The following is a 26,564-nucleotide window of genomic DNA, read 5'->3' as shown; positions in this document are numbered from 1 at the left end:
GTACACTCCCCGCGTACCACAACCGCACGAAAGGGAGGACGATGCCCCACGCCGCATCCGGCCGGTCGCCATGACGGCCAACACCGCACATCCGGCGCCCGCGCCCCCGCCTGGCAGGCCCCCGGCCCTCGAAGCGCGCCACCTGGTCAAGGACTTCCGGGGCTTCCGCGCCACCAACGACGTGACCCTCGGCATCGAGGAGGGCGAGATCCACGCGATCATCGGGCCGAACGGCGCGGGCAAGACCACGCTCTTTCACCTGCTCTCCGGCTTCCTGACCCCCACCTCCGGCGAGGTGCGGCTGTTCGGGGAGCGGATCGACACGCTGCCCCCGCACGCGGTGGTGCGCCGGGGCCTGAGCCGCTCGTTCCAGATCAGTTCGGTGTTTCCCAGCATGACCGTGCGCGAGAACGTGCTGGTCGCGCTGCAGTCGCCCACCCGGCTGCCGGGACAGTTCTGGTCGCGCCTGTCGACCCTGGACGCGCTGGCCCCGCGCGCTGAGGAGATCCTCGCGGACGTGGGCCTCGAGGGCGCGCACGCCCGGCTCGCCGCGGACCTGTCGCACGGTGAGAAACGGCAGCTGGAGATCGGAATTTCCCTCACGCAGGACCCCCGGGTGCTGCTGCTGGACGAACCCACGTCCGGCATGGGCACCGAGGGCATCGCGCGGGTGACCGGACTGGTGGAACGCGTCGCGCGCGGGCGTACGGTCGTGCTGGTCGAGCACAACATGGGCGTGGTGGCGCAGCTCGCGCACCGCATCACGGTGCTGCAGTACGGCGCGGTGCTCGCCAGCGGCCGCTACGACGACGTCCGGCGCGATCCGCGCGTGATCGAGGCGTACCTGGGCGAGGAGGCGCACGCGTGACCGGGCCCCTGCTGGACGTGCGCGACCTGAACGCGTACTACGGGCAGAGCCACGTGCTGCACGGCGTGAACCTGTACGTGAATCCCGGTGAGGTCGTCAGCCTGATCGGCCGCAACGGCGCCGGCAAGACCACCACCCTGAAGTCGGTCATGGGCGTGCTGCGCAGCCGCACCGGGCGCGTCACCTTCGCCGGCGAGGACATCACCCGCCTGCCCAGCCACCGGGTCGCGGCGCGCGGCCTGGCGTGGGTGCCGGAGGAACGGGCGATCATGGGCACCCTGAGTGTCCGCGAGAACCTGGAACTGCCGCCCGCCCGCCCGGGCGGCTGGAGCACCGAGCGCGCCCTGGAGACCTTTCCGGTGCTGCGCGAGCGCGGCCACCACCCGGGCAGCAAGCTCTCGGGCGGCGAGCAGCAGATGCTCGCCATCGTGCGCGTGCTGCGCAGCGGCCCCCGGCTTCTGCTCCTCGACGAGCCCAGCGAGGGCCTCGCCCCCGTGATCGTGCAGGGCATCGCAAAGATCATCGAGAACCTGCGCGCGGACGGCATGGGCGTGCTGCTGGTCGAGCAGAACCTCAAGTTCGCCGCCCGGCTGGCCGACCGCCACTACGTGTTCGTGGACGGCCACATCGTCGATGAGGTCGCGCGCAGCGAGGTCGAGACCCGCCGCGGCGACCTGCTCGGCGCCCTGAGCGTATAGAGTCCGCTCCCCATTCCCTGGAGGTACTGCCATGAAGACCACCACCATGACCGCCCTGCTCGCCGCCGCCCTGTGTGCCGCTCCCGGTGCCCTCGCCCAGACCCTGACGGGCGGGAGTATCAAGGTCGGCGTGCTGACCGACCTGTCCGGCGTGTACTCCGAGCTGTCCGGGCAGGGCAGCGTGAAGGCCGCGCAGATGGCCGTAGACGATTTCATGAAGGCCAACAAGGCCTACGCCGGGAAGATCAGCGTGGTCGGCGTGGACCACCAGAACAAGGCGGATGTGGCCGGCAACAAGGCCGCCGAGATGATCGACCGCCAGGGCGTGGACGTGCTCCTGGACCTGCCGACCAGCAGCGCGGCGCTGTCCGCCTCGGCGGTCGCCAAGGGCAAGAAGATCCCGGTGATGGTCGTGACCGGCGGCACCACCGCCCTGACCAACGAGAGCTGCAACAAGTACACCTTCCACTACGCCTACGACAACTACATGCTCGCCAACGGGACCGGCACGGCCGTCACCAAGCGCGGCGGCAGCAGCTGGTACATCATCTACCCCAACTACGCCTTCGGGCAGGACCTCAACCGCCAGATGACGGCCGCCATCCAGGAGAACGGCGGCAAGCTCGCCGCGCCCAGCGACGCCACACCCTTCCCGAACACGGACTTCTCGTCGTACCTGCTCAAGGCGCAGAGCGTGAGGCCCAAGATCTTCGGCACCATGCAGGCCGGCAACGACCTCGTGAACGTGGTCAAGCAGTACAACGAGTTCGGCCTGAAGAAGCAGGGCATCGGCCTGGGGATCGGGCTGCTGTTCGAGACGGACGTGGCCGCGCTCGGCCAGGACGCCTTCGCGGGCGCCATCGCCACCGTGCCGTGGTTCTGGAACTACGACGCGCGCTCGCGGCAGTGGTCCGCGAAGTTCGAGGCGGCCTTCGGCAAGAAACCCACGTGGGCGCAGGCCGGCGTGTACTCCGCCACCATGACGTACCTGCAGGCCGTGGCCCGCGCCAAGTCTGACGATGGCGACGCGGTGGTGAGGGCGCTGGAGGGGTACTCCTTCGACGACATGTTTGCCCGCCACGCCACCATCCGCCCGCAGGACCACCGCGTGCTGCTGGACGTGCACACCGTGATGGTCAAGGCCAAGGCCGACGCAAAGGAGACCGGCGACCTCTTCACCCGCCTCCAGACCATTCCCGCCGCGAAGGCGTTCATGCCGCTGAGCGAGAGCAAATGCAAGATGTGAGGAGCCACAGAGCGTAGCAAGTCGGCCTCCTGGGAGGCCACGGACGCGGAGGACAGGAGTAGAGCAGACGCCGCTCCTGTCCGGAGGTGGAGGGGCCGGGCGGACGTGGGCGTCACCGGCTGAAGGGACGGAATGAATACACAGTTACTGCTGATTCAGGTCTTCAACGGCCTCGTGAACGGGGCGTTCTACGCGCTGCTGTCGCTGGGGCTGGCGGTGATCTTCGGGATGCTGCGGATCGTGAACTTCGCGCACGGAGCGCTGTACATGCTGGGCGCGTTCACAGCCTTCGCGCTGGGACAGGCGCTGGGACTGGGCTTCTGGCCGTCCCTGGTGATCGCGCCGGTGCTGGTGGGGCTGCTGGGAGCAGTGCTGGAACGCACGCTGCTGTCGCGGCTGTATGGCCTGGAACCCAGCTACAACCTGCTGCTGACCTTCGGCCTGACGCTGCTGACCCAGGACCTGGTCAAGCAGGTGATGCTGAGCCGCTTTGCGGTGTCGAGCGCGCCGTACACGCCGCCGGAGGCGCTGTCGGGCGTGGTGAACCTGGGCTTCGTGGTGTTCCCCAAATACCGCCTGTTCGTGATCGCGCTGTCGCTGGTGATCTGCGTGCTGACGTGGTTCGTGATCGAGAAGACCCGCGTGGGGGCCGTGATCCGCGCCAGCACCGAGAACCCGGCGGTGACGCGCGCCTTCGGCATTGACGTGGGCCGCTGGGTCACGGGGGTGTTCGCGGTGGGCGTGGGTCTGGCGGGGCTGGCGGGCGTGCTGGCCGCGCCGATCTACTCGGTGGAGCCGTACATGGGCGCGGAGCTGATCATCACGACCTTCGCGGTGGTGGTGATCGGGGGGCTGGGCAGCATCCTGGGCAGCGTGATCACGGGCTTCGCGGTGGGCGTGCTGGCCGCCGTGGGCGCGGCGATCTACCCGCCGATTGCCAACACGCTGGTGTTCATCCTGATGGCCGCGGTGCTGCTGGTGCGGCCCAGCGGGCTGTTCGGCCTGCCGGAGGGGGCGCGGTGACGGCGCTGCCGCGCGTGGCTGCGCGCACCGACCGGGAACGCACCACCCGCGCCGCGTGGCTGGCCGGGCTGGGCGTGCTGCTGCTGGTCCTGCCCAAGCTGATCTACCCGGTGCTGGCGCTGGACATCCTGGCGTGGGGCCTGTTCGCGGTGGCCTTCGACCTGCTGTTCGGCTTCAGCGGCCTGCTCAGCTTCGGGCACGCGGCGTTCTGGGGCAGCAGCGCGTACGTCACGGCGTATCTGCTCGCGCACGGTCAGAGCGTGCCGGTCGCAATCCTGGGCGGCACCCTGAGCGCCCTGCTGCTGGCGGTACCCATCGCGTTCCTGAGCGTGCGCTCCAGCGGCATCTACTTCTCGATGATCACGCTGGCCTTCGCGCAGATGGTCTCCTTCCTGGCCCTGCAATGGACGGACGTGACCGGCGGCGAGAACGGCCTGCAGGGCTTTGACCGGCCCGCGTTCCTGGGGCTGGACTTCAGCAACTCGACCACCCGCTACTACGTGTGCCTCGCGCTGTTCGCGCTGGGCTTCGCGGTCGCGTGGCGCACGGTGCGCAGCCCCTTCGGCCGCGCGCAGCAGGCGGTCCGCGACAACGAGGCGCGCGCGCAGAGCATCGGCTACGACCCCCGGCGCTTCAAGTTCACGGCGTTCCTGATCAGCGCGGCGCTGGCCGGGCTGGCGGGCAGCATGTACACCTTCGGGCACGGCGTGGTCAGCCTGGAGGTCGTGAACTGGCGCACGTCCGGCGAGGTGGTCATGATGACCCTGCTGGGCGGCACCACCACCCTGTTCGGCCCGGTGATCGGCGCGGGGCTGGTGCTGCTGCTGCGCGACCAGCTCACCACCGCGAACCTCCCGGTGGGAATCGTCACGGGCGTGGTGTTCGTCCTGGTCGTGCTGTTCTTCCGCCGGGGCGTGGTGGGTACGGTGCAGCACTGGACGCGCCGGAAGTAGGCGGCCCCCCTCTCCTCTTCCCTGCCCCCGCTCCGTGCGGGGGTCGTCCGTTCAGCACACCCGGCGGTGCGGCGTCAGCCGTCCTCGTCCTTCTTCAGGCCCTGAATCTCCTCGATGAAGCGCTCCAGGCTGTCGAAGTCGCGGTACACGCTGGCGAAGCGGATGTACGCCACGTCGTCCAGGGGGCGCAGGAAGGTCATGGCACGCTTGCCGATCTCGGTGGCGGGAATCTCGCTCAGGCCGACCTCGTCCTCGAAGCCGTACGCGAAAGCGCGCAGGGCGGCCGGATCGACCGGGCGTTTCTCGGTGGCGAGGGTCAGGCCGCGCAGCAGCTTGTCCGGGTTGAAGGCCTCACGCGGGCCGCTGCGCTTGATCACCATCAGCGGTTCGAGCTGCGCGCGCTCGTAGGTGGTAAATCTCCGGGCGCAGTTCAGGCACTCGCGGCGGCGGCGGATGCTGGCCCCGTCGTCGCTGGGCCGCGAATTCACGACCTTGCTGTCCGGCGCGGAGCAGTACGGGCATCTCACGCCGCGCGCCTCACAGGCCGGGGCCGTAGGGGTGGTCGGTCACGCGCCGTTTCGGCAGGGCGGGCAGCGGCACGTCGATCACGTTGCCGCGCAGGTGCGTCATGCCGGGCAGCGCCAGCGTGAGCACGGTGTCCGCCAGCGGCTGGTCCAGAAGTTCCTCGCCGCTGCTGGAGCGCGACGGCAGCACCAGGTTCAGCCGCAGGTCCTCGATGTGTGCCTGCTCGACCAGGGCGCGCAGGGCGCCGCGCTGCGGGAACGCGTGCAGGCCCTGCTCGTCGAGGTGCGGACCGACGATGGTCAGCCACGTGCCGGGCAGGCGGCGGCGCACGATCTGCGTGATGCCCACCGAACTCTTGACGTTGCAGTTGAACAGGTCCATCCACTCGTTCTCGCTGAGCATGGTGAAGTCCGAACTGGCGCGCTTGTCTGCGAGGTGCACGATGCCGTGCAGCGCCCCGAAGATCTCCAGGATGCGGTTTTGCGCGCTGAGCCAGTCGAGCGGCACGCCCACGTCGGCCTTGATGGGAATGGCGGTGCCGCCCAGCTGCTCCAGGCTGCTGGACGCGGCGGCCAGCGTCTCGGCGTTCCCGCCGATCAGGACGACGCTGGCGCCCGCGCGGGCCAGCGCGGCGCTGATCGGGCGCCCGTAGCCCTGGTCGGCGCTGGTGACGGCGACCACCTGCCCGGCCAGCGGCTGGGTCGGGAACAGCGCCGCGCGGGGCACGGTGGCGGTGGGGCCGGTCATGCCCACCAGCATACCGCGCGCGCCGGGCTCCTCAGCTGGCCTGCTGCTCCCGCAGCGCGCCCTGCGGCGGATCGCCCGCGCGGTGGCCGCGGCCGCACGCATGGCACCAGTACGCTTGGTCGCCGTCGCGCAGGTCGTGCAGCGTCATCGGCTGCCCGCAGGTGGGGCACACGTGGACGTAACCGCGTCCGCTGGCGGGATGGATATCCACCTGGTTACGTAATTGACGCTTCATATTCTGATGATAGCAGAGCGTGTGGGCACGTCAAGCTGGCCGCGCTGCCGTGTGGGCGCAGGTACAGCGCAGCACCAAACCGGGAGCGAACACGCTGCCCACCTCCCGGGACATCCGGGGGTGGGCAGCGCTCGGGTTCCCCGGCGTTACAGGTCGGGTTCGCCGTCCGGCTCCACGTCCGGCTCGACCACCTGCGCGCTCCCCACCGGGTCGCCCACCCGGCGCCGCTTGCGCAGCATGGCCGGCTCGCGGTCGAGGTTGAACACGAAATGCCGGGGCCGGCGCTCGCGCAGCCACGTCTCCAGCGCCACCAGCCGCGGCCGGAACCGGATGAATTCCCGGAGCTGCCGGATCGGCACGAACTTCGCCTCCTGCACGTCCTTGTCCGGATCGCGCGGCGACAGCGTGCCGCCGACCTCGCGGCCGGTGTAGAAGAACTGCAGGTGGTGCCCCCACGTCTGCGCCTGGAACTCCACGATGAACGCCAGGTCGCGCAGTTCCACCACGATCCCCGTTTCCTCGAAGGTCTCGCGCCGCGCACCGTCCTGCACGAGTTCCCCGGACTCCAGGCCGCCCTTGGGCAGCGACCAGCGGCCCCGCTCACGCACCAGCAGGATCTCGTCGCCGCGCAGCACGATGCAGCCCACCGCGATGCGCGGATCGGCCAGCGGGCGCTTCTGCCCGCGCTTCTGCGGCGCGGCCGGCACCGGCACGGCCGTCGTGTTCGTCACCTGACCGGGCCGCAGCGCCTGCCCCTGACCGCCCCCCCGCCGCCGGCGACGCCGCCGCTGCGACGTGCCCTGTCCCGCCACCTGATCCTCCGCCATCACACACCCTCCGGCGCAAGATCGTTGAACCGCACGTGCGCGCTGTGAAACTGCAACTTCACCGTTCCCACGGGCCCGTTGCGCTGCTTGCCGATGATGATCTCCGCGATGCCCTGCTGATCCGTTTCCTTGTTGTAGTACTCGTCGCGGTAGATGAACATCACGATGTCCGCGTCCTGCTCGATGGCGCCCGACTCGCGAAGGTCCGAGAGCATCGGCCGGTGGTTGGGCCGCTGCTCGACCGCGCGGCTGAGCTGCGAGAGCACGATGACCGGCACCTCCATCTCGCGCGCCAGGCCCTTGAGCCCGCGCGAGATCGTGCTGATCTCCTGCTGGCGGTTGTCGCTGCCGCCGCTGCTCTTGCCGCCCGACATCAGCTGCAGGTAGTCGATCACGACCAGCCCCAGCTGCCCGTGCTGCGCCGCGATCCGGCGGAGCTTGCTGCGCAGGCCGTTCAGGGTCAAGTCGGCCTCGTCGTCGATCACCATCGGCGCCTCGGCCAGCCGGCCCGCCGCGTGCGCCAGGCGCTCGAAATCCCGCTCGTTGAGCTGCCCCGAGCGGATGCGGTTCATGTCCACCCGCGCCTCGCTGCACAGCATGCGCAGCGCCAGCTGCACCGACGGCATCTCCAGGCTGAACACCGCCACCGTCTTCTCGCCGCGCAGCGCGACGTTCTGCGCGATGGACAGGGCGAAGGCCGTCTTGCCCATCGAGGGCCGCGCCGCCAGCACGTTCAGGCTGCCCTTCTGCAGGCCCGAGATCTGCTCGTCGAGGTCGCGAAAGCCGCTGCTCACACCGTCCGGGATGCCCTTGTTGGCGTGAAGCAGGGTGATGTACTCGAAGGTGTCGTGCACGACCTCACCCATGTCGGCAAACGACTCGCCCTTCTTCTTCTGCTCGGCCACCTCGAAGATCATCTTCTCGGCCCGGTCGAGCAGATCTTCCAGCGGCAGGGCCGCGTCGTAGGCGAGCTGCATGGCCTTGCCGGACGCGCTGATCAGCTGGCGCAGGGTGTGCTTTTCCTGCACGATGCGGGCGTAGTGCTCGGCGTACGCGGCGGTGGGCACCTGGTCCGACAGGCCGATCAGGTACGTCAGGCCGCCGACCTCGTCGAGCTGGCCCTTGACGCGCAGGTCCTCGGAGAGCGTGACCAGATCGACCGGTTCGCCGCGGTCTTGCAGGGTGCGCATGCTGGCGAAGATCTTGCGGTGGCCTTCCCGGTAGAACATGTCCGGCCCGACCGAGTCGCCCAGGGTGTTCAGGGTGTCGTTGTCGAGCAGGATGCTACCCAGCACGCTGATCTCGGCGTCGGTGCTGTGCGGGGGAACGCGCGGCGTGAGTTCCAAGGAGACCTTCCTTCCGGACGTCCGCCGCGTGGCCGGGCCGCCGCAGGGGGCGCCGTCGTGCGGGGCGGAGTCGTGGGGGTGGAGTGTGGGGGAGTCGCCCGGAGGCGCCAGCCCATTCGCCAGGGCCTCGGCCGCTGGACTGAACTGAGGGGCAGCATACCACCCCGGGGGAGCAGCACAAGGGCAAGCCCCGCGCGCACAGATGTGAAAGATGGCCGGATCTTCATCTCCCGCTTCATGAGGAAAAGACCGGTGCCACGGTGCTCAACGGGTGCTTCCGGTGCCGACCGGGCCGCCCATTCTGAGAACGGGCACCGCCGGCCGGACGCAGTCGGCGTGGAATGCCGCTCTCAAAGCGGGCGGGGTGGATCGCCTATTCTCGGCGCATGTCCATCACGGCCCTCAAGGAATGGGATGCCCAGTGCCAGCTGCTCACGACCGGCACGCTGTCGGTACTGGTCCGCAAGGGCGGCATCGAGGAGACGCAGGGCGACTTCCGGGTGGAGCACCGCTCGTTCCTGCTGTACCCCACGTTCCTGCACCAGAACCCGGTGGAGCTGCGCCCGGAGTTCAAGGCCCTGCTGCGCACCGATCCCGACCCGGGGCGAGTGCACGTGCCGGCGCTGGCCGAGGTGGTGGCGGTGCACCGGGTCGAGAACGAGGAACGGGTGCGCGCCCTGGAGGACGTGCAGGCCCTGACGCTGGGCGCCCTGGAGCGGCGCTACGCGTACCGCGGCAAGCCGTGGGTGCACGTGCTGGTGCTGCGCGTGCGGCCGCTGCTGGAGCCGCTGGCCCTGCCGGAAACCCCCGCCATGCTGGGCTGCGTGAGCTGGGTGCCGCTGGGCGACGTGAACGTGCGCGCCGGCGAGGGCGTGATTCCCGAGCCGGAGCTGGCCGCGCGGGCGGCGGCCGTGGCGGCGCGGCTGACGCCCTGACCAACCGGCGGCCTCACAACAACAGGCAGGGGAGGCGCGTGGCCTCCCCCGGGGGTTCCTGATGCCCGGCGTTACATCGCGTCGAGGTCGTAGTTGTTCAGCAGCGTGGTCTGCACGAAGCCGTTGCTGGTCGTGACGAGGTTCCAGCCCTTCTTGGTGCCGTTGTAGAACTGGTTGTCGCTGCTGGCGTAGATCAGGCGCTTGCCGTTGTCCTTGGACAGTACGGTGTCGCCGGTGTCGTAGCGGTTATTGTTGTTCGCGTCGCGGAACACGATGACGCGGTACGTGCCGACCGGCAGGTTGGTGGGCAGGTCGAGCGAGAAGCCGCCGGTGAGGAACTTGTCGATGATCTGGCTCTCGGTACCGTCGGCGGTGTACTGGCCGTTGTTGAAGCCGATGATGGCCAGGCCGAGGTTCTGGTTGGCGTTGAAGCCGCGCAGCTGACCCGTCACGTCCTTCTTGATCGGGTTGCCGGCGAGCGTGCAGGCGCTCAGGGCGACGGTACTGATGGCAGCGATGGCGAGCAGTCGTTTCATGAGGCTGTCCTCCTGGGTGAACTGGGATGGGTGATCTCTGGGATTTACCCTAATCGGCCCTCTGTGGCGCTGGCTACCGTGGTTCCGTTCCGGATCGGCTCACGGCGGGCTCACGGGGCGCCGGAGCACGGCGGGGTTTTCGGCGGCCTGCTGGGCGTACGGCGCGTGTAAAGGCGCGTTTAGGTGCGCGGCGGGCGCCGGCCGCGCGGGGTGCACGTCTATACTCGCGGGGATGCAGCACGAGCCCTTTACCGCGCTGGCCGCCGTGTACGACGCGATCATGGCGGACGTGGAGTACGACCACTGGGCGGACTTCGTGCTGACCTACGCGCGCGACGGCGGGCTGGCCGTGCCGGGCGCGTCGGCGCTGGACCTGGCGTGCGGCACCGGCGGCTTCACGCGGGAACTGCTCGCCGCGGGCCTGGACGTGACGGGGCTGGACGGCAGCGCGCAGATGCTCGCGGAGGCGCGGCGGCGGGTGCCGGGCGTGCCCTTCGTGGCGGGCGACCTGCGCGACTTCGAGCTGCACCGGCGCTTCGACGTGATCACCTGCGTGTTCGACTCTTTGAACAACCTCCTGACGGCGGCCGAGTTGGGGCGGGCGCTGGAACGCTGCCGGGCGCACCTGACCCCGGGCGGCCTGCTGGCCTTCGACGTGAACACCCGCCTGGGCGTGCGCGAACTGTGGGAGGACGACGCGGTGGAGGGCGTGGCGCCGCTGCCGGGCGGCGGCGAGGTGCACTACCACTGGTCGCACCACCACGAGCCGGACACCGACCTGGGCGTGGTGCAGGCGTTCTGCCGCGTGCTGGACGAGGACGGCGGCGGTCAGGAATTCATCGAGACGCACCGCGAACGCGGGTACGATCCGGGCGATCTGGAACCGCTGCTCTCGGGCCTGGACTTCGCGCGCTTCGAGATCGTGGAGTACCCGGACTACGCGCCGCCGACGGCGGACACGCCGCGCGTGTGGGTCTTCGCGTGGGCGCCGGCGTGACGCCGCTGCCGGTGCTGGGCGCGGGCGGGTGGGGCACGGCGCTGGCGGTGAACGCGGCGCGGGGGCGCGTGCCCGGCGCAGCCCCGGTGCGGCTGTGGGCGCGGCGGCCGGACTTCGCCGCGCAGCTCGCCGCGGCGCGGGTGAACGCGGACTACCTGCCGGGCGTGACCCTGCCGGACACCGTGGAGGTCATGGCAGACCTGGGCGCGGCGGTCGCGGGCGCGGACTTCGCGCTGGTGGTGGTGCCCAGCGTGGGCGTGCCGGAGCTGCTGATGGAGCTGCCCCGAGCGCTGGGCGTGGTGCTGTGCGCCAAGGGTCTCGCGCCGGACGGCGGGCCGCTGACGGCGCTGGCACGCGAGATGGGCTTCACGCGCGTGGCCGTGCTGAGCGGCCCCAACCACGCCGAGGAGATCGGGCGGGGCCTGCCGGCCGCCACGGTGGTCGCCAGCCACGACACGGCCCTGGCCGCCGCGGTGCAGCGCGCCCTGATGACCCCGGCCCTGCGGGTCTACACCAGCACCGACGAGACCGGCGTGGAACTGGGCGGCGTGCTGAAGAACGTGATGGCCCTCGCGGCGGGCCTGAGCGATGGCCTGGGCCTGGGCGACAACGCGAAGGCGGCGCTGATCACGCGCGGCCTGCGCGAGATGGGCCGCTATCTGGTGGCGCTGGGTGCCCATGAGGACACCGTGTACGGCCTGAGCGGCCTGGGCGACCTGGTCGCCACGGCCACCAGCCGCCACAGCCGCAACCGCGCGGCGGGCGAGGCGATCGCGCGCGGCGAGCCGACAGCGCAGGGCGGCAAGGTCGTGGAGGGGCTGCGTACGGCGGGCCTGCTGGACGCGTGGGCGCAGGCGCACGGGCACGACCTGCCCATCGTGCGGGCGGTGGCGCGGGTGGCGGCGGGCGAGTGGACGCCGCAGACGGGCATCGAGAGCCTGATGGGCCGGGACGCCAAGGCCGAGCGGCCGGCGTAGGCTCCGGCACGCCGTACCGGCCCCAACTGTGAACTTGTGCCCAAATGTTCCGTCCAGCACGTACTTTCAGGCACTCTTCATCTGGAGCGGGGTCACACCGCATCTTGTACTCAAGGCGGCGTTACCGTACTAGCGCTTGTACATCCCCCCGGCCGGTGGTACAGTCAGACCCGGCCTAAGCCCCCCGTACTCACCTGAGCACCATAGTGTTCGCCCGCCGCTTCCCACGGAGCCCCGGGAGTGGGTGTCGTTTTCGTTTTCGCCTGCACGTTCGTCTTCGCCTGCAAGGAGCCCCACCATGACCACCCTGTCCGACAAGCCCGCCCAGAGTCTCTCGAACTTCGACGAGAACGCCCACCACATCGCCAAGCGGCAATACCTGCAGGCGGGCGACGGCGACCTGGGCGGCATGTTCTGGCGGATTGCGAACTGGGTGGCGGGCGCCGAGGCCGAAAGTGCCCGGACGGGCTGGGCGCAGGCGTACTACGACCTGATGGCCGAGAAGAAGTTCTGCCCCGGTGGCCGCGTGCTGGCCGGCGCGGGCACGCAGCACGGCAACGTCCTGAACTGCTTCGTACAGGGCGCCACCGAGCATGAGCCCAGCACCTTCGAGGGCGTGATGGAAGTCGCCAAGAAGCTCGCGCTGGTCACCAAGGTCGGCGGCGGCAACGGCGTGAACCTCGACGTGTACACCCCGCGCGGCGCCGGCAGCCGCCCCGACGCCGGCGTGCGCGGCTGGGCGTACATGCCCGCCGCACACGCGGACGTGCAGGACTTCATCGAGGGTCTGATGCGGCCCCCCACGCAGCCGGACGGCGACAAGCAGCCGGTCGCGGTGCGCAACTGGACGCGCGTGGTGTACGGCCAGGTCATCCGCCCGGAGCTGGTGGCGCTGGCCCGCGCGAACGGCGTGTCGGTGGTGCGCGCGCTGCCCGAGGGCGTGCAGGCCGTGCCGGACGACATGGGCGGGATCATTGACGCGGCGCGCAAGGTCGCGGAGGACGCCAAGCTGGGCCTGGAACCCCGCATCGACCTGAGCCAGATGCGCCCGGAAGGCGCCCCGATCAAGGGCTCCGGCGGCACCAGCAGCGGCCCCGTCAGCTTCCTGATGGAGATCTTCGACAACTTCCTGGAGTGGAGCAACCGCGGCGCGGAGCACGCCGGGCCGATCAACACCCTGCGCTTCGTGTACGCCCCGGTGCTGCGCGTGGTGCGCCAGGGCGGCACCCGGCGCGGCGCGGGCATGGCGACCATCTCCATCGAGCACCCGGACGTGCTGGACTTCCTGACCGCCAAGGACCTCGACCGCGAGGCTGCCGAGGGCGACATCAGCACCTTCAACATCAGCATCCTGGTCACGGAGAAGTTCTGGGACACCCTGCAGCGCGACGCGCTGTGGCACATCGCCGCGCAGGAGGTGCCGGGCAAGTACCACCTGCTGCCCCAGGACGGCGCGTACACCGGCACCCTGCCCGAACTGCAGGACCGCGAGGAGGACGGCGCGCGCGGCGTGCCCCTATACCGTGAAGCGCAGCCCGGCCTGTTCGACCCGGCCGACGACCGCCCCGGCATTCCCGCGAAGTGGCTGTGGGACCAGATCGCGCAGCACGCGTGGAGCACCGGCGAACCCGGCCTGATCTTCAGCGACCGCGTGAACGAGTTCAGCGCCCTGAAGAACCTCGGCAAGCGCTACGAGATCCGCAGCACCAACCCCTGCGGCGAGATCCCCCTGACCGTGGGCGAGCCCTGCGACCTGGGCGCGATCAACCTCGCGGCGTACGTGAAGGGCAGCGACTTCGACTACGCGGGCTTCCGCGCCGACGTGCGCACCTGCGTGCGCTTCCTGGACGACGTGCTGGACGTGAACGTGTTCGCGCTGGAGGACAACCGCGTGGCCTCGCAGGACCTGCGCCGCCTGGGCCTGGGCGTGATGGGCCTCGCGGACGCGCTGATCAAGATGGGCCTGCGCTACGACAGCAAGGCCGGCCGCGACGCCATCTACGACATCATGACCGCCCTGCGCGAGGAGGCGGTCGCGGAGAGTGAGCGTCTGGGCACCGAGCGCGGCGTGTACCCCGTGTACGCCCGCAACAGCGGCAAGATCGCCCACGAGCCGCGCCGCAACGTCGCCGTGCTGACGGTCGCCCCCACCGGCACCACCAGCATGCTGATGGGCGTGTCCAGCGGGATCGAGCCCGTATTCAGCCCGTTCATCTGGCGCAAGATCGGCAGCGAGTACCGCGCCCTGCTGGCCCCGCTGTTCGTGGAACTGCTGGAGACCTACCCCGCCCCCAGCGGCATGAGCACAGGTGGCGGCTGGGACTGGGACAAGGTCACGGAAGCCGTGTCCGAGAACCACGGCAGCGTGGTCGGCCTGAACTTCATCCCCGAAGCGCTCCAGAGCGTGTTCGTGTGTGCCCACGACATCAAGCCCGTGGACCATGTGCGGATGCAGGGCACCGTGCAGATGGCCTTCGACGCCGAGGGCCTGGCCGCGAACAGCCTGAGCAAGACCATCAACCTGCCCAACAACGCCACCGTGCAGGACGTGCAGGACGCCTACACCGAGGCGTACAAGACCGGCTGCAAGGGCATCACCGTGTACCGCGACGGCAGCCGCCAGTTCCAGGTGCTGAGCACCAGCAAGAAGAAGGAGAAGAAGGCCGAAGAGACGCCCGTGCAGGCCGCCGCCGAGGTCATGGGCGAGCAGGTCGAGAGCGCCGAGCCGAAGCCCGTGAGCGCCCCCGCCCCCGTGGCCGCACTGCCGCAGGCGCCCGCCGCGCAGACCCCCAAGGCTCCCGTGTACGAACGGCCCGCCCGCCTCGCCGGGATCACGGACATGGTCAAGCTGACCGACCCCACCAGCGGGCACCGGCGGTCGTTCCTGGTCACGGTGAACCACCTGAACGGCAAGCCGGTCGAGGTCATGGTGATCTCCGGCCGCGCGGGCGACGAGGCGAACGCCGACAGCGAGGCGCTGGGCCGCGTGGTGTCCATCGCCCTCCAGCACGGCGTTCCGGCCAGCGCGCTGATCAAGACCATGCGCGGCATCAACGGCGGGCTGTATGGCAGCTACAACGGCCGACTGGTGGGCAGCAAGGCCGACCTGATCGCGGTCGCGCTGGAGACCTTCCAGAAGGACATGGAGGCCGCGCAGCTTCCGCCCCTGGCCGGTGCCAGCAGCGCGCCCGCCCCTGCCAGTGCGCCCACGGGCGTGAGCGTGAGCAGCATGGACGGCATGAGCCGCGAACGCTGCCCCGTGTGCGAGGAGAAGGCCGTGATTCGGGAAGAGGGATGCCTGAAATGCCAAGCCTGCGGATATAGCAAGTGTGGCTAAGGTGTAAATTGGCTGTGTGACCCTACCGAATCAGAGCTTGTCGAGCCTATGCGAGTCTCAGGCGCTGAAAGCCCAGAATTTGCCGGCCTTTTCCAACATTAATCTTCAAGGCATAAAAAATGATTTGGCCGCACTCCTAAATCTTATAGGGCGCGGCCATATATTTGAAGAATATACCATTCACGATATTGGGCACATAAATAGGATGCTCGAAATAGCAGATTGGCTAATCGATTTCGAAACAAGGAAGCTTCTAACTCCAGCTGATTATATGATGATCACTCTCAGTATTTACTTGCACGATCTTGGCATGCTTGTAACAAGAGAGGAATTTGACAAAAGGCACGCATCAGATTTTCCTTCATTCAGAGAATCGTTTCTAGTTTTAGACGAAAGCAGCGAAGATTATAATGTAAATTTGAATAAAATATATCCAGATGACCTTGAGAGAGAAAAATATGTTTACCAAGAGTTCGTAAGAGGTGGTCACGCAAAGAGGATTAAGAGATGGATACAAAACGACAGCTCATTAGACTTAGGATATTGTGTTTCCCAACTAAAAGAGGTCAATCTACTTCTTAGTAAAGTGAACGAAAACGTCAGAGATGATGTAGCTCTGCTGTGCGAGAGCCATCATCTGTCTGATATCAGCGACACAGATCAATTTGAGGTTTCAAAGCCATATGGCCATACGCCCCATGAGTCGGCCAATCTACAGTATTGCGCAGTCATACTCAGGACAGTCGATCTACTTCATGTTACAGGCGAAAGGGCTCCGACTATCCAATTCCGAATAATTGACCCTAAAAATCCATATTCAAAACGGGAATGGCTGAAACAGAATGCGGTAACTTCGATAAGGCCCAAACCACTTACACAAGACGAGATACAGGCTAAAAAGCCACAAGACACTATTGAAATAAGGGCGGAATTCAAAGATCCACAGGCGTATTTTGACCTCCAAAGATATATTTCATATTTAAGGTCAGAAATTGAATTATGTTATGAATGGATCAAAAGGTCAAAGGAAAAGTTTGGACTAAATATTAAATTTGAGTGGAGATATATTGATGCCTCAAAAATATCTACCAGAGGATTTCACCCAAAGCAGCTCAGTTTTACTCTTGATCAAAACAAGATATTAAAATTGTTGACCGGCCAAACTCTATATAACGATATAAGCGTCTCCCTAAGGGAACTGATACAAAACGGCCTCGATGCAGTAAAATTGAACGCGCACATTCTTTCATTGTCCGAAACTCCATATGCCCCGAGGATCGACATATTTTGGGATGCCGAATCTGGAGTGTTGCAGATCCTCGACAACGGCGTTGGCATGTCGCAAGATGAGATAGAAAGCTACTTCTTAAAAGCGGGATCAAGCAAATATCAAGTTCCGGAATTTAAGAAAAAATACCCCAATTTTTCACCAATAGGAAGATTTGGTATTGGTGTTTTGTCGTGCTTTATGATAAGCGATGATGTGGAAGTCTATACGACGACGGGAAGAAAAGATACTGTAAGGAATTTAAAATTAAGCGACGCTCAATCAGACTATCTAGTAAGAGATGTTGATAGAAATGACTTAGGGGCAGAAAAGCTTTCCGAATCAGGAACGCTCATTAAAATGCTCATTAGGCCTTCCCTGCGAAAATATGATTTTAAGCAATTGGTACAAAAATGGATTATGTTTCCGTACTGTGAAATAATTTATCACGATGAAGGCGGTCTGGAACGTATTGGATTTAATTCGACCCGTGAAGCTGTACAAGACTTGCTCACTGACCAAGGATACCCACTCGCGAAAGACAATGTACCAGAGGAGGAGCTCGTACACGGAGATATGAAAATAATCTCACATACAGAAAAAGGTTTGGATATCTCTTATGCTGTTTCATGGAATAAATGGGGACAACAATGGGAATTCGTCGGATATCAGCAAAGACAGCGTAATGAGTCTGTGCAATTAGGCACGTTTGTTGAAGGGGTCTTTGTTTCATCTGGAACCCCCGGATACAAGAACAATGTCTTCATAGCATTGGCCAACTTTACCGGAGAGAATGCTCCAAAAACGAACGTCGCCCGATCAGATTTCGAGATCACGCCAGAGCTTGAGTCTTCTCTAATGAAGATATATTCCTCCTACTCGGAACACGTCAATAAAGAAATCAGAGAGATGTCCAATAATAAAAAGGTCTCATTAACTCAAGCCGCCACCGACGCACGATCTATGATGAATCAGCTTAGTGAGTCTCCTTCATTTCAAGTAGTTCCAATCAGAACAGACTTGCTTAAGAAGGCCATCAGGGAAATCAACGGCATACTACTTGACAATGGCGAGGAGAGAACGCTGGTATCGATAAACGAGGTTAGGAAACATAGCGAAATATGGACGATCCTATGGGATATGATAGATTCAGTAAACTACTTATCAAGAAATCTATATAATAGCTACTCCGCCTCGAAGATTCTCAAGAGCCTCGGCGATTTTCCGCCTATTCCCGACATAGTAGTTCCAACCACTTATTTGCAGGACTCCGGTAAAATAAACAATGTATTCTCAGACAGGCAAATCTCCAAGGTAAAGATATATAGCGAAATAGAAAGAGTAAACATTTCTTGGACTCGCTCCGATGGTTCTGACAGTAGTTGGATAAATATATCCGATGCCGGTTTCAGGAAATTAGTTAATATTGTTGCCAGGACTGGTAATGGCAGAGCCAACAAAGATAAATTTCTCGTGATCGCCCCAAATTCGACCATTGATATTTCGGGTGGCGAAAAGATAAAAATTGTTTCAAGCAACGATTACTATTATATCATCAGAGAATGTAAAATAGCCGACCATTTGAGAGAATTGATTACGCAAATTGAAATCTCCACCAGCGAAACAGATATTAACTCAGCGTATATTATACTTTCAACATACTCAAGCATACTCATGAGTGACTACTCCCGAATAGATAGATCCGAGCTTTTAGATACGCTGAGCAGGAGAATCCCGTATCAGAATATGGAGGGAACCGCCAATCGAATTATGGATTCGTTAATTGATCTAGGGGAAGGGGTGGTTTATATAGGCCGACGGACGAAATCGTTCACTTCACGATTTTTCGGCGCTAGTTGGCAGTGAGATGGCACTATCCCGGCCGACTCCCCCTGTAAATAGCGATGAGCTACATGGCGATCCTGCAAAATGAATTGGTGAGCAACGCTGATGCTACCCTCCTCCTATGACCTCCTTCTTCTCCGGCAAAGTCGTCATCATCACCGGCGCGTCCTCCGGCATTGGCCTTGCGGCGGCGGAGGCGTTTGCGGCGCAGGGGGCGAAGGTGGCGCTGGCCGCCCGCTCCGAGGACAAGCTGCGCGAGCTGGCCGCCCGGCTGCCGGACGCGCTGGCCGTGCCGACCGACATGCTCGACGAGAACTCGGTGGCGCGCATGGTGGCGCAGACGCACGCGCACTACGGACGGATTGACGTGCTGGTGAACAACGCGGGGCGGGGCATGCACGTGCCGGTGGCGCAGGCGGGGCTGGCCGAGTACCGCGAGTTGCTGGAACTGAACGTGGTGAGCGTGCTGAATGCCATGCAGCAGGTGCTGCCGATCATGACGGCGCAGGGGTCGGGGACCATCGTGAACATCAGTTCCGGCACGACCAAGATGCTGGTGCCGGGGCTGGCGCCGTACTCCAGCACCAAGCACGCATTGAACAACCTGACCCTGATCGCCCGCGAGGAGTTCCGGCCGCTGGGCATCACGGTCAGTCTGGTGCATCCGGGCATGACCGCCACGGACTTCGGGCACAACTCCGTGCAGAGCGACCCGAAGCGTGCGGCGGCGTACGTGCAGGGCGACAGCGCCGAGTATGTGGGCGGCCTGATCGTGCAGGCGGTGCAGAGTGGCGACGCCGAGGTCTATGCAGAGAGCGTGCGGCGGCGGCTGAAACCGGCGTAAGCACGGAGCGTCCTACGGGAGCGGCAACCCTGCCCGGCGTGTACGGCGCCACGTCTCCCCCACCCACGCGGCGAGCAGCCCCACGCCGAGCCCGAGCAGCCACCCGCCCAGCACATCGCTGGGGTTGTGCACCGCCAGCAGGACACGGGCGGCGCCCATCGCCAGCGCGTACGCGGCGGCGAGGATCACGGTGGGCCAGCGCCAGCGGGTGCGCCACGCCACGGCGGCGGCCAGGGTGCCCAGCGCGGCGGCCAGGGCGGCGTGCCCGCTGGGGTACGACAGGCCCGGCGCGGCGACCAGATGCGGGTACAGCGTGGGCCGGGGCCGGTGGACGGCGGCGTTCAGGGCGAGTTGCGCGGCCAGGGTGGCGCCCATGCCGCCCAGCAGCGTCAGCGCGTGCCGGCGGCGATGCCGGGCGGCGAGCAGCGCGGCCACGACCAGCGTGCCGGGCACCACGACGGCCAGCGTGCCCGTCACGTTCAGCACGTCCGCGCCGGTCACGTCCGGCGGGGTGGCGTGCGTGTGCAGCCACACGCTCAGCGGCCGGTCGAAGGGCAGCGCCGCGCCGGCCACCACGGCGGCGGTCAGGACCAGCACCAGCAGCAGCGCCGTCAGCGCGCCGGCCAGCAGCGGGCGCGTCATGCGCGGGGCGCGAGCACCTGGAGCGCGGCGGGCCACACGCGGACGTCCACGGTGCCGCCGGGCGGCCCTTCGGGGCGCGTCTCGCCGTCCACATGGAACACCTGCCCGGCGTACGGGATCTGCACGGTGCTCAGCGGCGTCTCGCTCACGCTGGGCAGGGTGTCGAAGTCGCCGCGCAGCAGGGCCGCGCCGTACGCCAGCAGCGAGTCGCGCTGCTCGCCGTTCACGCGGATCAGGTTCAGGCGGCCGTCGCCGGGGTGCGCGTTCGGCGCCAGGCGCATGGAGTTGCCGGTCGCGCGGATGTTCATCACTTCCAGCAGGGCCAGCGCGGGGCCGGGGTGCGGCTGGCCATCCACGGTCACGTCGAGGTCCGTGGGCGTGAAGCGCGGCAGGGTGTCCAGCAGCGCCTGTACGGCGCGCAGCGGGCTCTTGGGGGCGTCGGGGTCGTAGGCGTGCAGCACATCCGCAAACACGCCGCAGCCGCAGGCCTCGAAGAACACGTCCTCGCCCCACGGAGCAGTCACGCACCCGGCGTCGAAGGGCCGCGCGGCGGCGCCCGCGTACGCGCGGGCCACGTCCAGCGGCGCGCCGCTCAGGCCCAGCGTGACCGCCACGTTGTTCGACGTGCCCAGCGGAATCACGCCCACCGTCACGTCCGGCCGTCCGGCCAGGGCCAGCGCGGCGGCGCGGAAGGTGCCGTCGCCGCCCGCCACGAACACCGGGCCGGTCACGCCGTCCAGCACGCGCGGCACGTCGTCCTCGTGCGCCGTGGGCCGGTGCCGGGCGTCGTACCCGGCGCCTTGCAGCGCGGCCAGCAGTTCATCCAGCGGAGCGCGGTGGCTGCTGCCGCCGCCGGCGTTGTAGATCAGCGTGGCCGGGATCATCGCCGCACTGTAGAGCGCGGCAGTACGCTGGCGTATGAACCCTGCGTCCATCCAGCGCTCTGCCGAACGCTACCGCCACCCGTCGGCCGACCGGATTCGCCTGTACGGCGCGCTGCTGCTCATGCTGGTGCTCACCGCCGTGCTCGGGCGCGCGCGGCCGGGCGACCTGGGCACGCGGGGCGCCCTGAAACGCAGCGCGTTCACGCGGATCATGTTCATGGACATCGGGGCGCTGTCCACCCTGGGCGCGCTGTATCTGGTCCTGAACGGCCGCACGGCCGTGCGCGTTCCGGCAGCCATCGCATCTCTGTTCGTGGGCAGCTTCGCGCTGCTGCCCGCCCTGGCGTACGAGGACTGGGCGGCCTTGCGGCGGCAGCACGAGGAAGCCGGGGGCGCGGCCTGAGGGCAGCCCATCCGTTCACGGTTTCCTCAAGGCGGGCCGGGAGGGCAGTGCGTACAGTGGCGCCATGACCCTACACGACGCCGCTCCCGGAGTCGCCCCCGAACCCGGCGTGGTGCCCGGCGGCGACACGCTGCCCACGACCGAGGCGACCCTGATCTACAACACCCGGGCCGGCGGCAGCGAGCGCAGCAGCCCGGACCACCTCGTCGAGGCGCTGCACCAGCTCGGGTACCGCCCGGTGTACCGCGCGACGGACTCCGAGGACGACCTCGTGCACGCGCTGCGCGAGGTGGAGGGCACGGTGTTCGTGGCGGGTGGCGACGGCACCATCCGCGCCGCGACGATGCACCTCGCGGGGCGGGAGGGCGTGATCCTGGGCATCATCCCCATGGGCACCGCGAACAACATCGGGCGCACGCTGGGCATCCAGGGCGAACCGCTGGACGTGATCGCCGGGTACCGGGGCGCGCAGGTGCAGCCCTTCGACCTGGGCCGCGTGACCGCGCCGTGGGGCGAGGACGTCTTTCTGGAGGCCTGCGGCTGCGGGGCCTTCGCGGAGGTGCTCGCGGAGTACAACCCGGACGACGGCAAGAGCCCGCTGCGCGCCGTGCAGGCGCTGGGCAGCGCGCTGTCGACCTTCGACCCGGCGCCGATCCAGCTGACCCTGGACGGCACGCCGGAACCCGACGAGACCCCCTACGCCCTGCTGGAGATCCTGAACACGCGGGCGACCGGCCCCCGGCTGCGGCTGGCGACGAACGCCGACACGTCGGACGGCCTGCTGGACGTGATCCGCATCGACGCCGACCACCGCGACGGCATGCTCACGTACCTGGCGGCCCTGGCCCGCGACGACTTCGAGGCGCTGCCCAGCGTGCGCAGCGACCGCGCGCGCGTCATCGAGATTCCGTACCACGGACAGGCCTTCCACGTGGACGGCGAGGTGCGGGCAGGCGAGCAGGGCGCGGTCGGCACGGTGCGCGTGGAGTGCTGGCCGGGCGCCGTGCAGGTGCTGGTGCCGGTGGCCGCTCCCGCCGCGGCGGACACGCCATGACCCGCTCCGGCCCGCGGCGATCGCCGGACGTGACGGCCGCGCGCCGCACCACGCCCATGCCGGTGTCGGTGGTGCACCAGGCGCAGGACTTCGTGGGCAAGGTGCTGGGCCGCCCGCCGCACACCATGCGGGGTCTGCAGAACAACGTCGTGTGGCGCCAGGGCGTGCAGGTCATGCGCATGGACCTGCACTGCCACACGGCGGTCAGCCACGACTGCCGCACCGCGCTGCGCGACATCCCCGGGTGGATGCTGCGCACGAACACCCGCGTGATCGCGGTCACGGACCACGACCAGCAGCGCGGCGGCCCGGAACTCCAGGCCATCGTCGCGGACATGGGTCTCGCGGACCGCCTGAGCGTCGTGCCGGGCGAGGAGATCACGACCAGCGAGGGCGAACTCATCGGGCTCTTTTTGCACGAGCGCATCCCGCCGGGGCTCACGCCGGAGGACACCGTGCGCGAGATCAAGGCGCAGGGCGGTCTGGTGATGCTCCAGCACGGCTTCGATCCCCTCAAGCGCTACCGCCTGCGGCCCGAGGCGACCGTGCGGATCGCCGACCACATCGACATCGTGGAGACCTTCAACTCGCGCCTGTCGCAACACCGCTGGAACCACACGGCGGACGAGTGGGCGCGGGCGCGCCGGCTGCCCACGTGTGCCGGCAGCGACGCCCACACCCTGCGCGACATCGGCGAGGCGTGGGTAGAGACGCCCTTCCGCACGGTGGACTCGCCCGCCGCGCTGCTGGCCGCGCTGCGCGAGGGCACGGTCGCCGGCAAGTGGACGCACCCGGTCTACGCCTACGGGCGCAAGCAGTGGCGATTCTTCAACCAGCAGTTCCGCCGCGACTGAGCGTCCCCGATCACGGGCCGGTCATGCCTGGCCGGGCAGCATGACAGGGCGCGCCCCGAGAGTTCCCGGTGCGCCAGGGAGCCGGCATGCCGAAGATGGTGGAGGACGGAGAGATCCAGGTGGGCGCGCAGGCCTTCACGTTGCAGGTCAAGCCGGACGTGTTCGACGCCCGCGACCTGCCGTACCGGCCCAAGATCCCGCTGCTGCCCGAGCGGCTGGAGCCGGATCTGGACGCGCTGGTGCTCACACAGGTGGGGCAGTCGTGCACCGGGCACGCGCTGGCCGCCGTGATCAACACTGCCCGCGCAGCCGCCAGGCGAACGCCGCGCCGCAAGCGCGTCACGCTCAGCCCGGATGAACAGGCGAGTCCGTACATGCTGTACGCGCTGGCCCGCCGCTACGACGAGTTCCCGGGCACCGCCGACGCCGGGTCGTCCCTGCGCGGGGCGCTCAAGGGCTGGTTTCACCACGGCGTGCTCAGCACCCGCGAGTGGCCGGAATTGCAGACGGACCTGAACCTCGACACGGACGACGTGCGGCGTCACGCGGCGGCCATGCCGCTGGGCGCGTTCTACCGCGTGAACCCGCGACGACTGGACGACATGCAGTCCGCCATCACGGAGCTGAATGCGGTCGCGGCGTCCGGCACCATCCACGCGGGCTGGCAGCGGCCGGCGGTCATGCAGCGGGGCGCCCGGACGCTGCACGTGATCGACCGCGCGGTGAGCGACGCGCCGCTCGGCGGCCACGCCTACGCCCTGGTCGGCTACAACGAGATCGGCTTCGTGGTGCAGAACTCCTGGGGAGCCGCGTGGGGCGACCGGGGCTTCGCGGTGCTGCCCTACGAGGACTGGCTGGAGAGCGCGTACGACGCGTGGGTCGCGCGGCCCGGCGTGCCCGCCGCGAAGCTGTACGTGAGCGGCTGGGAGAACGACGTGCGGGCGGCGGGCGGCACGCTGGTCGCGGTGCCGGGCCCGGAACTTGAGCGCCTGTCGCGGTACGTGGTGAACCTCGGCGCGGGCGGGCGCCTGAGCGACAGCGGCCGCTTCGTGAGCACGCCCGCACAGCTGCGGGACGTCGTGGAGCACATGCAGGCCTTCCACGCCACGCAGCAGGAGGCACATGTGGTGCTGTACGCGCACGGCGGGCTGGTCAGCGAGCGCGACGGGCTGGTGGGCGCCCAGGAGCACCTGAACTGGTGGCTCAACAGCGGCGTGTATCCCATCACGCTGGCGTGGCAGAGCGGGCCGGGCGAGACGCTGTATTCGCAGCTGGCCAGCAGCCTGGGCCTGCGGCTTCCGGCCGGCGGGCTGGGGCAGGAACTCGTGGAGGGCTTCGACCGCATGGTCGAGGGCGTCGCGGGCCGCCTGATCCGCTGGCTGTGGCAGGAGATGAAGGCCAACGCCCGCGCTGCCGGCGACGCCACCGACGAGGCGGGCGGCACGCAGCTCCTCGATCTGCTCGCGCAGGCGGCGGGCAGCGAGACGTACCGCACCCGGCCGCTGCGCGTGCACCTCGTCGGGCACAGCGCGGGCAGCGTGATGGTCGGCGCACTCCTCGCGCGGCTCGCGGAACGCCAGCTGCGGGCCGAGTCGGTGCAGTTTCTCGCCCCGGCCATGACCGTGCAGGAGTTCGCGGACGTCGTGCTGCCACATCTGGGCGGGCCGGCCGCAGACGTGGAGCGCTTTGCCCTGTTTACCCTGACCGAGCAGGACGAGCTGGACGACACGTGCTCGTACGCGGGCATCACGCCGTACCACAAGTCCCTGCTGTACCTCGTGGCCCGCGCGCTGGAAACGCCGGGCACCGAGACGCCGCTGCTCGGCATGGCGAAGTACCACACGCGGCCCCTGCTGCCGGGCGGACAGACCCTGGCGGACACCTTCCAGGATCTGGGGGTGGTGTGCGTGTCGCGCGGCAGCGCCACCCAGGCGGACGCCCTGACGGATGCCCGCGCGCACGGCGCCTTCGACGACGACAAGCCCACCATGACGTCCGTGCTGCTGCGCATCCTGAACCAGCAGGCGGTGAACGGCCGCGACTACACTCCGAACGCCGCCCTGAACCCAACAGTCTCTGCCGCTGGAGATCCCGTCGCTGCACCCCGGCCCGCGGGCGGCCCACCCGTCGCGGGCGCCGCTCCGGCCCCCGGTCTGGCCGCTCCGCCCCGCGTGGGGGAACGTCCGCTCAGCCCGCCGCCGCCCCCGGTGCCGTCGAACCCTCAGGTGGACGAGGTGGCCGCGCCCAGCTCCGGCCGCGTGATCGTCGACCGCATGCTCCGCAACGGCTGGACGCCGGTGAAGGAGCCCGGCGATTTGCCGCCCCCGCCACGGCGCCGCCGCAAGGCCCCGCGCGGAACATAGTGGAATTGGTCAATGTGCCGTCAGCGCGCATTTGGTAGAGTGGTCGGACTGGAGAAATCCAGTGCGCTTCTGGGGGTGACCCGGTTTCGACAGGGGAACTGCAGGCGCTGCTGCGTGTCGAGGTGCCGTTGGCCTCGTTAACAAACGGCAAAGCCATTAACTGGCGAACAGAACTACGCTCTCGCTGCTTAAGTGAGACAGTGACCGTCTAGCCCGGCCTTTGGCGCGGCGCGAACTGCAATAAAAGAAGGCTAGCCGACGCGAGGCTCCATAGCGGTAGGCGAAACGAAGTGGAGATACGGCCGACGAGAACCCGCCCTCTGGTGAGCGGCGGCCCGACAATCAAACAGAGGGATACACACGTAGACGCACGCTGAACGGACTCTTGGACGGCGGTTCGACTCCGCCCACCTCCACCACCTGCCCCGCCCCAAGGCGGGGTTTTTTTGCGCCCACGGGCGGGGCGGCGTGTCCTATACTGGCCGCGCCCAGCTCGGGTAGGGCCGGGATGGCGGAACGGTAGACGCATCCGACTTAAAATCGGCCGGGGCAACCCGTGCGGGTTCAAGTCCCGCTCTCGGCACCACGCTCGCCCCCACCCCTGTTCGGGTGGGGGCGTTGTAAGAGTTCTGATCCAAAGCCCTCCGCATCATGGACGTATGACCTCGACCGGCCTCGGACGCCACAACAGCAAACCCATTCTGGACTGGGACGATGTCGAGATGGAGAAGGACACCCCGGACATCGGGCAGGACCTGTCCGGGCGTGCTGAGCGGCTGCCCACTGTGGCTGCCCAGCCGGAGCCGCGGGCCGAAGCTGTCCCTGAGGACAAGGCAGGGTCGCCCTGGAGCGCGATGCGCAAGCTTTTCAAGCGTTGAAATGACACGAAAGCAGCCGCCCCCAGTTCAAGCCTGGGGGCGGCTGCTTTATCCGTGGCGTGGGCACAACAAAAGCCCCCCTCGTGTGAGGGGGGGTCCTGAATTCTGGAGCGGGAGACGAGATTCGAACTCGCGACATCTACCTTGGCAAGGTAGTGCTCTACCAGCTGAGCTACTCCCGCAATAAAAAAACCCCCGCACTGACCGACTTTTCCGGGCTGCTGCCAGCCGAGTATCATTGGCGCGGACTCGTTTCACGACCCAGTTCGGCATGGGATGG

24 protein-coding genes, 2 tRNA genes, 1 rRNA gene and 1 other RNA gene are annotated in these 26,564 nt (G+C 67.0%); 18 read left to right on the top strand and 10 right to left on the bottom strand.

Features of this window, described 5'->3' with window-relative positions; translation table 11 throughout:
* The first annotated feature begins 70 nt into the window (after positions 1–70).
* The 5 genes from HNQ07_RS22555 to HNQ07_RS22535 all read left to right on the top strand — a co-directional run bounded on the left by HNQ07_RS22555 (position 71) and on the right by HNQ07_RS22535 (position 4,788).
* Complete coding sequence (locus tag HNQ07_RS22555; RefSeq protein WP_184116046.1) at positions 71–868, top strand: ABC transporter ATP-binding protein; 798 nt, start codon at positions 71–73, stop codon at positions 866–868.
* Positions 865–1,566 (top strand): ABC transporter ATP-binding protein, encoded by a 702-nt coding sequence (locus tag HNQ07_RS22550; RefSeq protein ID WP_184116044.1) that lies wholly within the window; start codon positions 865–867, stop codon positions 1,564–1,566. The genes HNQ07_RS22555 and HNQ07_RS22550 overlap by 4 nt, the downstream gene beginning before the upstream one ends.
* 31 nt (positions 1,567–1,597) lie before the next feature.
* Complete coding sequence (locus HNQ07_RS22545) at positions 1,598–2,812, top strand: ABC transporter substrate-binding protein (protein WP_184116043.1); 1,215 nt, start codon at positions 1,598–1,600, stop codon at positions 2,810–2,812.
* A gap of 132 nt (positions 2,813–2,944) precedes the next feature.
* Positions 2,945–3,835, top strand: a complete 891-nt coding sequence (locus HNQ07_RS22540; RefSeq protein WP_184116042.1) for a branched-chain amino acid ABC transporter permease — start codon at positions 2,945–2,947, stop codon at positions 3,833–3,835.
* Entirely contained in the window at positions 3,832–4,788 is a 957-nt protein-coding gene (locus HNQ07_RS22535) for a branched-chain amino acid ABC transporter permease (protein WP_184116041.1), read from the top strand. Before HNQ07_RS22540 ends, HNQ07_RS22535 begins: the two co-directional genes overlap by 4 nt.
* A 74-nt stretch (positions 4,789–4,862) precedes the next feature.
* On the opposite strand, the gene nrdR is transcribed toward HNQ07_RS22535, so the two are convergent.
* From nrdR to dnaB, 5 genes are all read right to left on the bottom strand, one after another.
* Positions 4,863–5,315 (bottom strand): transcriptional regulator NrdR, encoded by a 453-nt coding sequence (gene nrdR, locus HNQ07_RS22530; RefSeq protein WP_184116040.1) that lies wholly within the window; start codon positions 5,313–5,315, stop codon positions 4,863–4,865.
* Positions 5,316–5,325: 10 nt separating this feature from the next.
* Positions 5,326–6,060 (bottom strand): SDR family NAD(P)-dependent oxidoreductase, encoded by a 735-nt coding sequence (locus HNQ07_RS22525; protein ID WP_184116039.1) that lies wholly within the window; start codon positions 6,058–6,060, stop codon positions 5,326–5,328.
* 31 nt (positions 6,061–6,091) lie between these two features.
* A complete protein-coding gene (locus HNQ07_RS22520; protein WP_184116038.1) occupies positions 6,092–6,295 on the bottom strand; it encodes a hypothetical protein in 204 nt (67 codons plus the stop codon).
* Positions 6,296–6,441: 146 nt separating this feature from the next.
* Positions 6,442–7,122 carry an NUDIX domain-containing protein gene (locus tag HNQ07_RS22515; protein WP_184116037.1) on the bottom strand — a complete coding sequence of 227 codons (681 nt, stop codon included), beginning with the start codon at positions 7,120–7,122 and terminating at the stop codon, positions 6,442–6,444.
* A complete protein-coding gene (dnaB, locus tag HNQ07_RS22510; RefSeq protein ID WP_184116036.1) occupies positions 7,122–8,468 on the bottom strand; it encodes a replicative DNA helicase in 1,347 nt (448 codons plus the stop codon). The genes HNQ07_RS22515 and dnaB overlap by 1 nt, the downstream gene beginning before the upstream one ends.
* A gap of 386 nt (positions 8,469–8,854) precedes the next feature.
* On the opposite strand from dnaB, the gene HNQ07_RS22505 reads away from it, so the two are divergent.
* Positions 8,855–9,403 carry a DUF1802 family protein gene (locus HNQ07_RS22505; protein ID WP_184116034.1) on the top strand — a complete coding sequence of 183 codons (549 nt, stop codon included), beginning with the start codon at positions 8,855–8,857 and terminating at the stop codon, positions 9,401–9,403.
* 71 nt (positions 9,404–9,474) lie between these two features.
* On the opposite strand, the gene HNQ07_RS22500 is transcribed toward HNQ07_RS22505, so the two are convergent.
* Positions 9,475–9,939 (bottom strand): hypothetical protein, encoded by a 465-nt coding sequence (locus tag HNQ07_RS22500; protein WP_184116032.1) that lies wholly within the window; start codon positions 9,937–9,939, stop codon positions 9,475–9,477.
* Positions 9,940–10,171: 232 nt separating this feature from the next.
* On the opposite strand from HNQ07_RS22500, the gene HNQ07_RS22495 reads away from it, so the two are divergent.
* The 5 genes from HNQ07_RS22495 (at position 10,172) to HNQ07_RS22475 (ending at position 19,206) form a co-directional block, all read left to right on the top strand.
* Complete coding sequence (locus HNQ07_RS22495) at positions 10,172–10,936, top strand: class I SAM-dependent DNA methyltransferase (RefSeq protein WP_184116030.1); 765 nt, start codon at positions 10,172–10,174, stop codon at positions 10,934–10,936.
* Positions 10,933–11,913: an NAD(P)H-dependent glycerol-3-phosphate dehydrogenase gene (locus HNQ07_RS22490; protein WP_229832324.1), complete on the top strand. Its 981-nt coding sequence runs from the start codon at positions 10,933–10,935 to the stop codon at positions 11,911–11,913. The genes HNQ07_RS22495 and HNQ07_RS22490 overlap by 4 nt, the downstream gene beginning before the upstream one ends.
* A gap of 298 nt (positions 11,914–12,211) precedes the next feature.
* Positions 12,212–15,250 (top strand): adenosylcobalamin-dependent ribonucleoside-diphosphate reductase, encoded by a 3,039-nt coding sequence (locus HNQ07_RS22485; protein WP_184116026.1) that lies wholly within the window; start codon positions 12,212–12,214, stop codon positions 15,248–15,250.
* Positions 15,251–15,266: 16 nt separating this feature from the next.
* Positions 15,267–18,383 (top strand): HD domain-containing protein, encoded by a 3,117-nt coding sequence (locus HNQ07_RS22480; RefSeq protein ID WP_184116016.1) that lies wholly within the window; start codon positions 15,267–15,269, stop codon positions 18,381–18,383.
* Between the two features lie 100 nt (positions 18,384–18,483).
* The gene (locus tag HNQ07_RS22475; RefSeq protein ID WP_184116014.1) at positions 18,484–19,206 is read left to right on the top strand and encodes an SDR family oxidoreductase; all 723 of its coding nucleotides are present in this window, start codon (positions 18,484–18,486) and stop codon (positions 19,204–19,206) included.
* 12 nt (positions 19,207–19,218) lie between these two features.
* On the opposite strand, the gene HNQ07_RS22470 is transcribed toward HNQ07_RS22475, so the two are convergent.
* A complete protein-coding gene (locus HNQ07_RS22470; protein ID WP_184116011.1) occupies positions 19,219–19,848 on the bottom strand; it encodes a phosphatase PAP2 family protein in 630 nt (209 codons plus the stop codon).
* Positions 19,845–20,732 (bottom strand): diacylglycerol/lipid kinase family protein, encoded by an 888-nt coding sequence (locus HNQ07_RS22465; RefSeq protein ID WP_229832321.1) that lies wholly within the window; start codon positions 20,730–20,732, stop codon positions 19,845–19,847. Before HNQ07_RS22465 ends, HNQ07_RS22470 begins: the two co-directional genes overlap by 4 nt.
* Before the next feature lie 34 nt (positions 20,733–20,766).
* Between HNQ07_RS22465 and HNQ07_RS22460 the strand changes: the two genes are divergently transcribed.
* The 7 genes from HNQ07_RS22460 (at position 20,767) to HNQ07_RS22430 (ending at position 26,284) form a co-directional block, all read left to right on the top strand.
* The gene (locus tag HNQ07_RS22460; protein WP_184116007.1) at positions 20,767–21,135 is read left to right on the top strand and encodes a hypothetical protein; all 369 of its coding nucleotides are present in this window, start codon (positions 20,767–20,769) and stop codon (positions 21,133–21,135) included.
* A gap of 64 nt (positions 21,136–21,199) precedes the next feature.
* A complete protein-coding gene (locus tag HNQ07_RS22455; protein WP_184116005.1) occupies positions 21,200–22,189 on the top strand; it encodes a diacylglycerol/lipid kinase family protein in 990 nt (329 codons plus the stop codon).
* A 125-nt stretch (positions 22,190–22,314) separates the two neighbouring features.
* Positions 22,315–23,043 (top strand): PHP-associated domain-containing protein, encoded by a 729-nt coding sequence (locus HNQ07_RS22450; protein WP_184116076.1) that lies wholly within the window; start codon positions 22,315–22,317, stop codon positions 23,041–23,043.
* Between the two features lie 86 nt (positions 23,044–23,129).
* Positions 23,130–25,406, top strand: a complete 2,277-nt coding sequence (locus HNQ07_RS22445) for a C1 family peptidase (RefSeq protein WP_184116003.1) — start codon at positions 23,130–23,132, stop codon at positions 25,404–25,406.
* 71 nt (positions 25,407–25,477) lie between these two features.
* Positions 25,478–25,825, top strand: a transfer-messenger RNA (tmRNA) gene (gene ssrA, locus HNQ07_RS22440).
* 83 nt (positions 25,826–25,908) lie between these two features.
* Positions 25,909–25,992 (top strand) — tRNA-Leu (locus tag HNQ07_RS22435).
* Positions 25,993–26,065: 73 nt separating this feature from the next.
* The gene (locus tag HNQ07_RS22430; RefSeq protein WP_184116001.1) at positions 26,066–26,284 is read left to right on the top strand and encodes a hypothetical protein; all 219 of its coding nucleotides are present in this window, start codon (positions 26,066–26,068) and stop codon (positions 26,282–26,284) included.
* A 106-nt stretch (positions 26,285–26,390) separates the two neighbouring features.
* Here HNQ07_RS22430 and HNQ07_RS22425 read toward each other — a convergent pair.
* Positions 26,391–26,466 (bottom strand) — tRNA-Gly (locus tag HNQ07_RS22425).
* Positions 26,467–26,476: 10 nt separating this feature from the next.
* A 5S ribosomal RNA gene (gene rrf / locus HNQ07_RS24575) occupies positions 26,477–26,564 on the bottom strand; the annotation flags it as partial.

Origin of the sequence: Deinococcus metalli (assembly GCF_014201805.1) — a bacterium.
Lineage (GTDB): Bacteria > Deinococcota > Deinococci > Deinococcales > Deinococcaceae > Deinococcus > Deinococcus metalli.
Note: the sequence above shows the minus strand (reverse complement) of the source record. Positions and strands in the feature narration are given on the sequence as shown.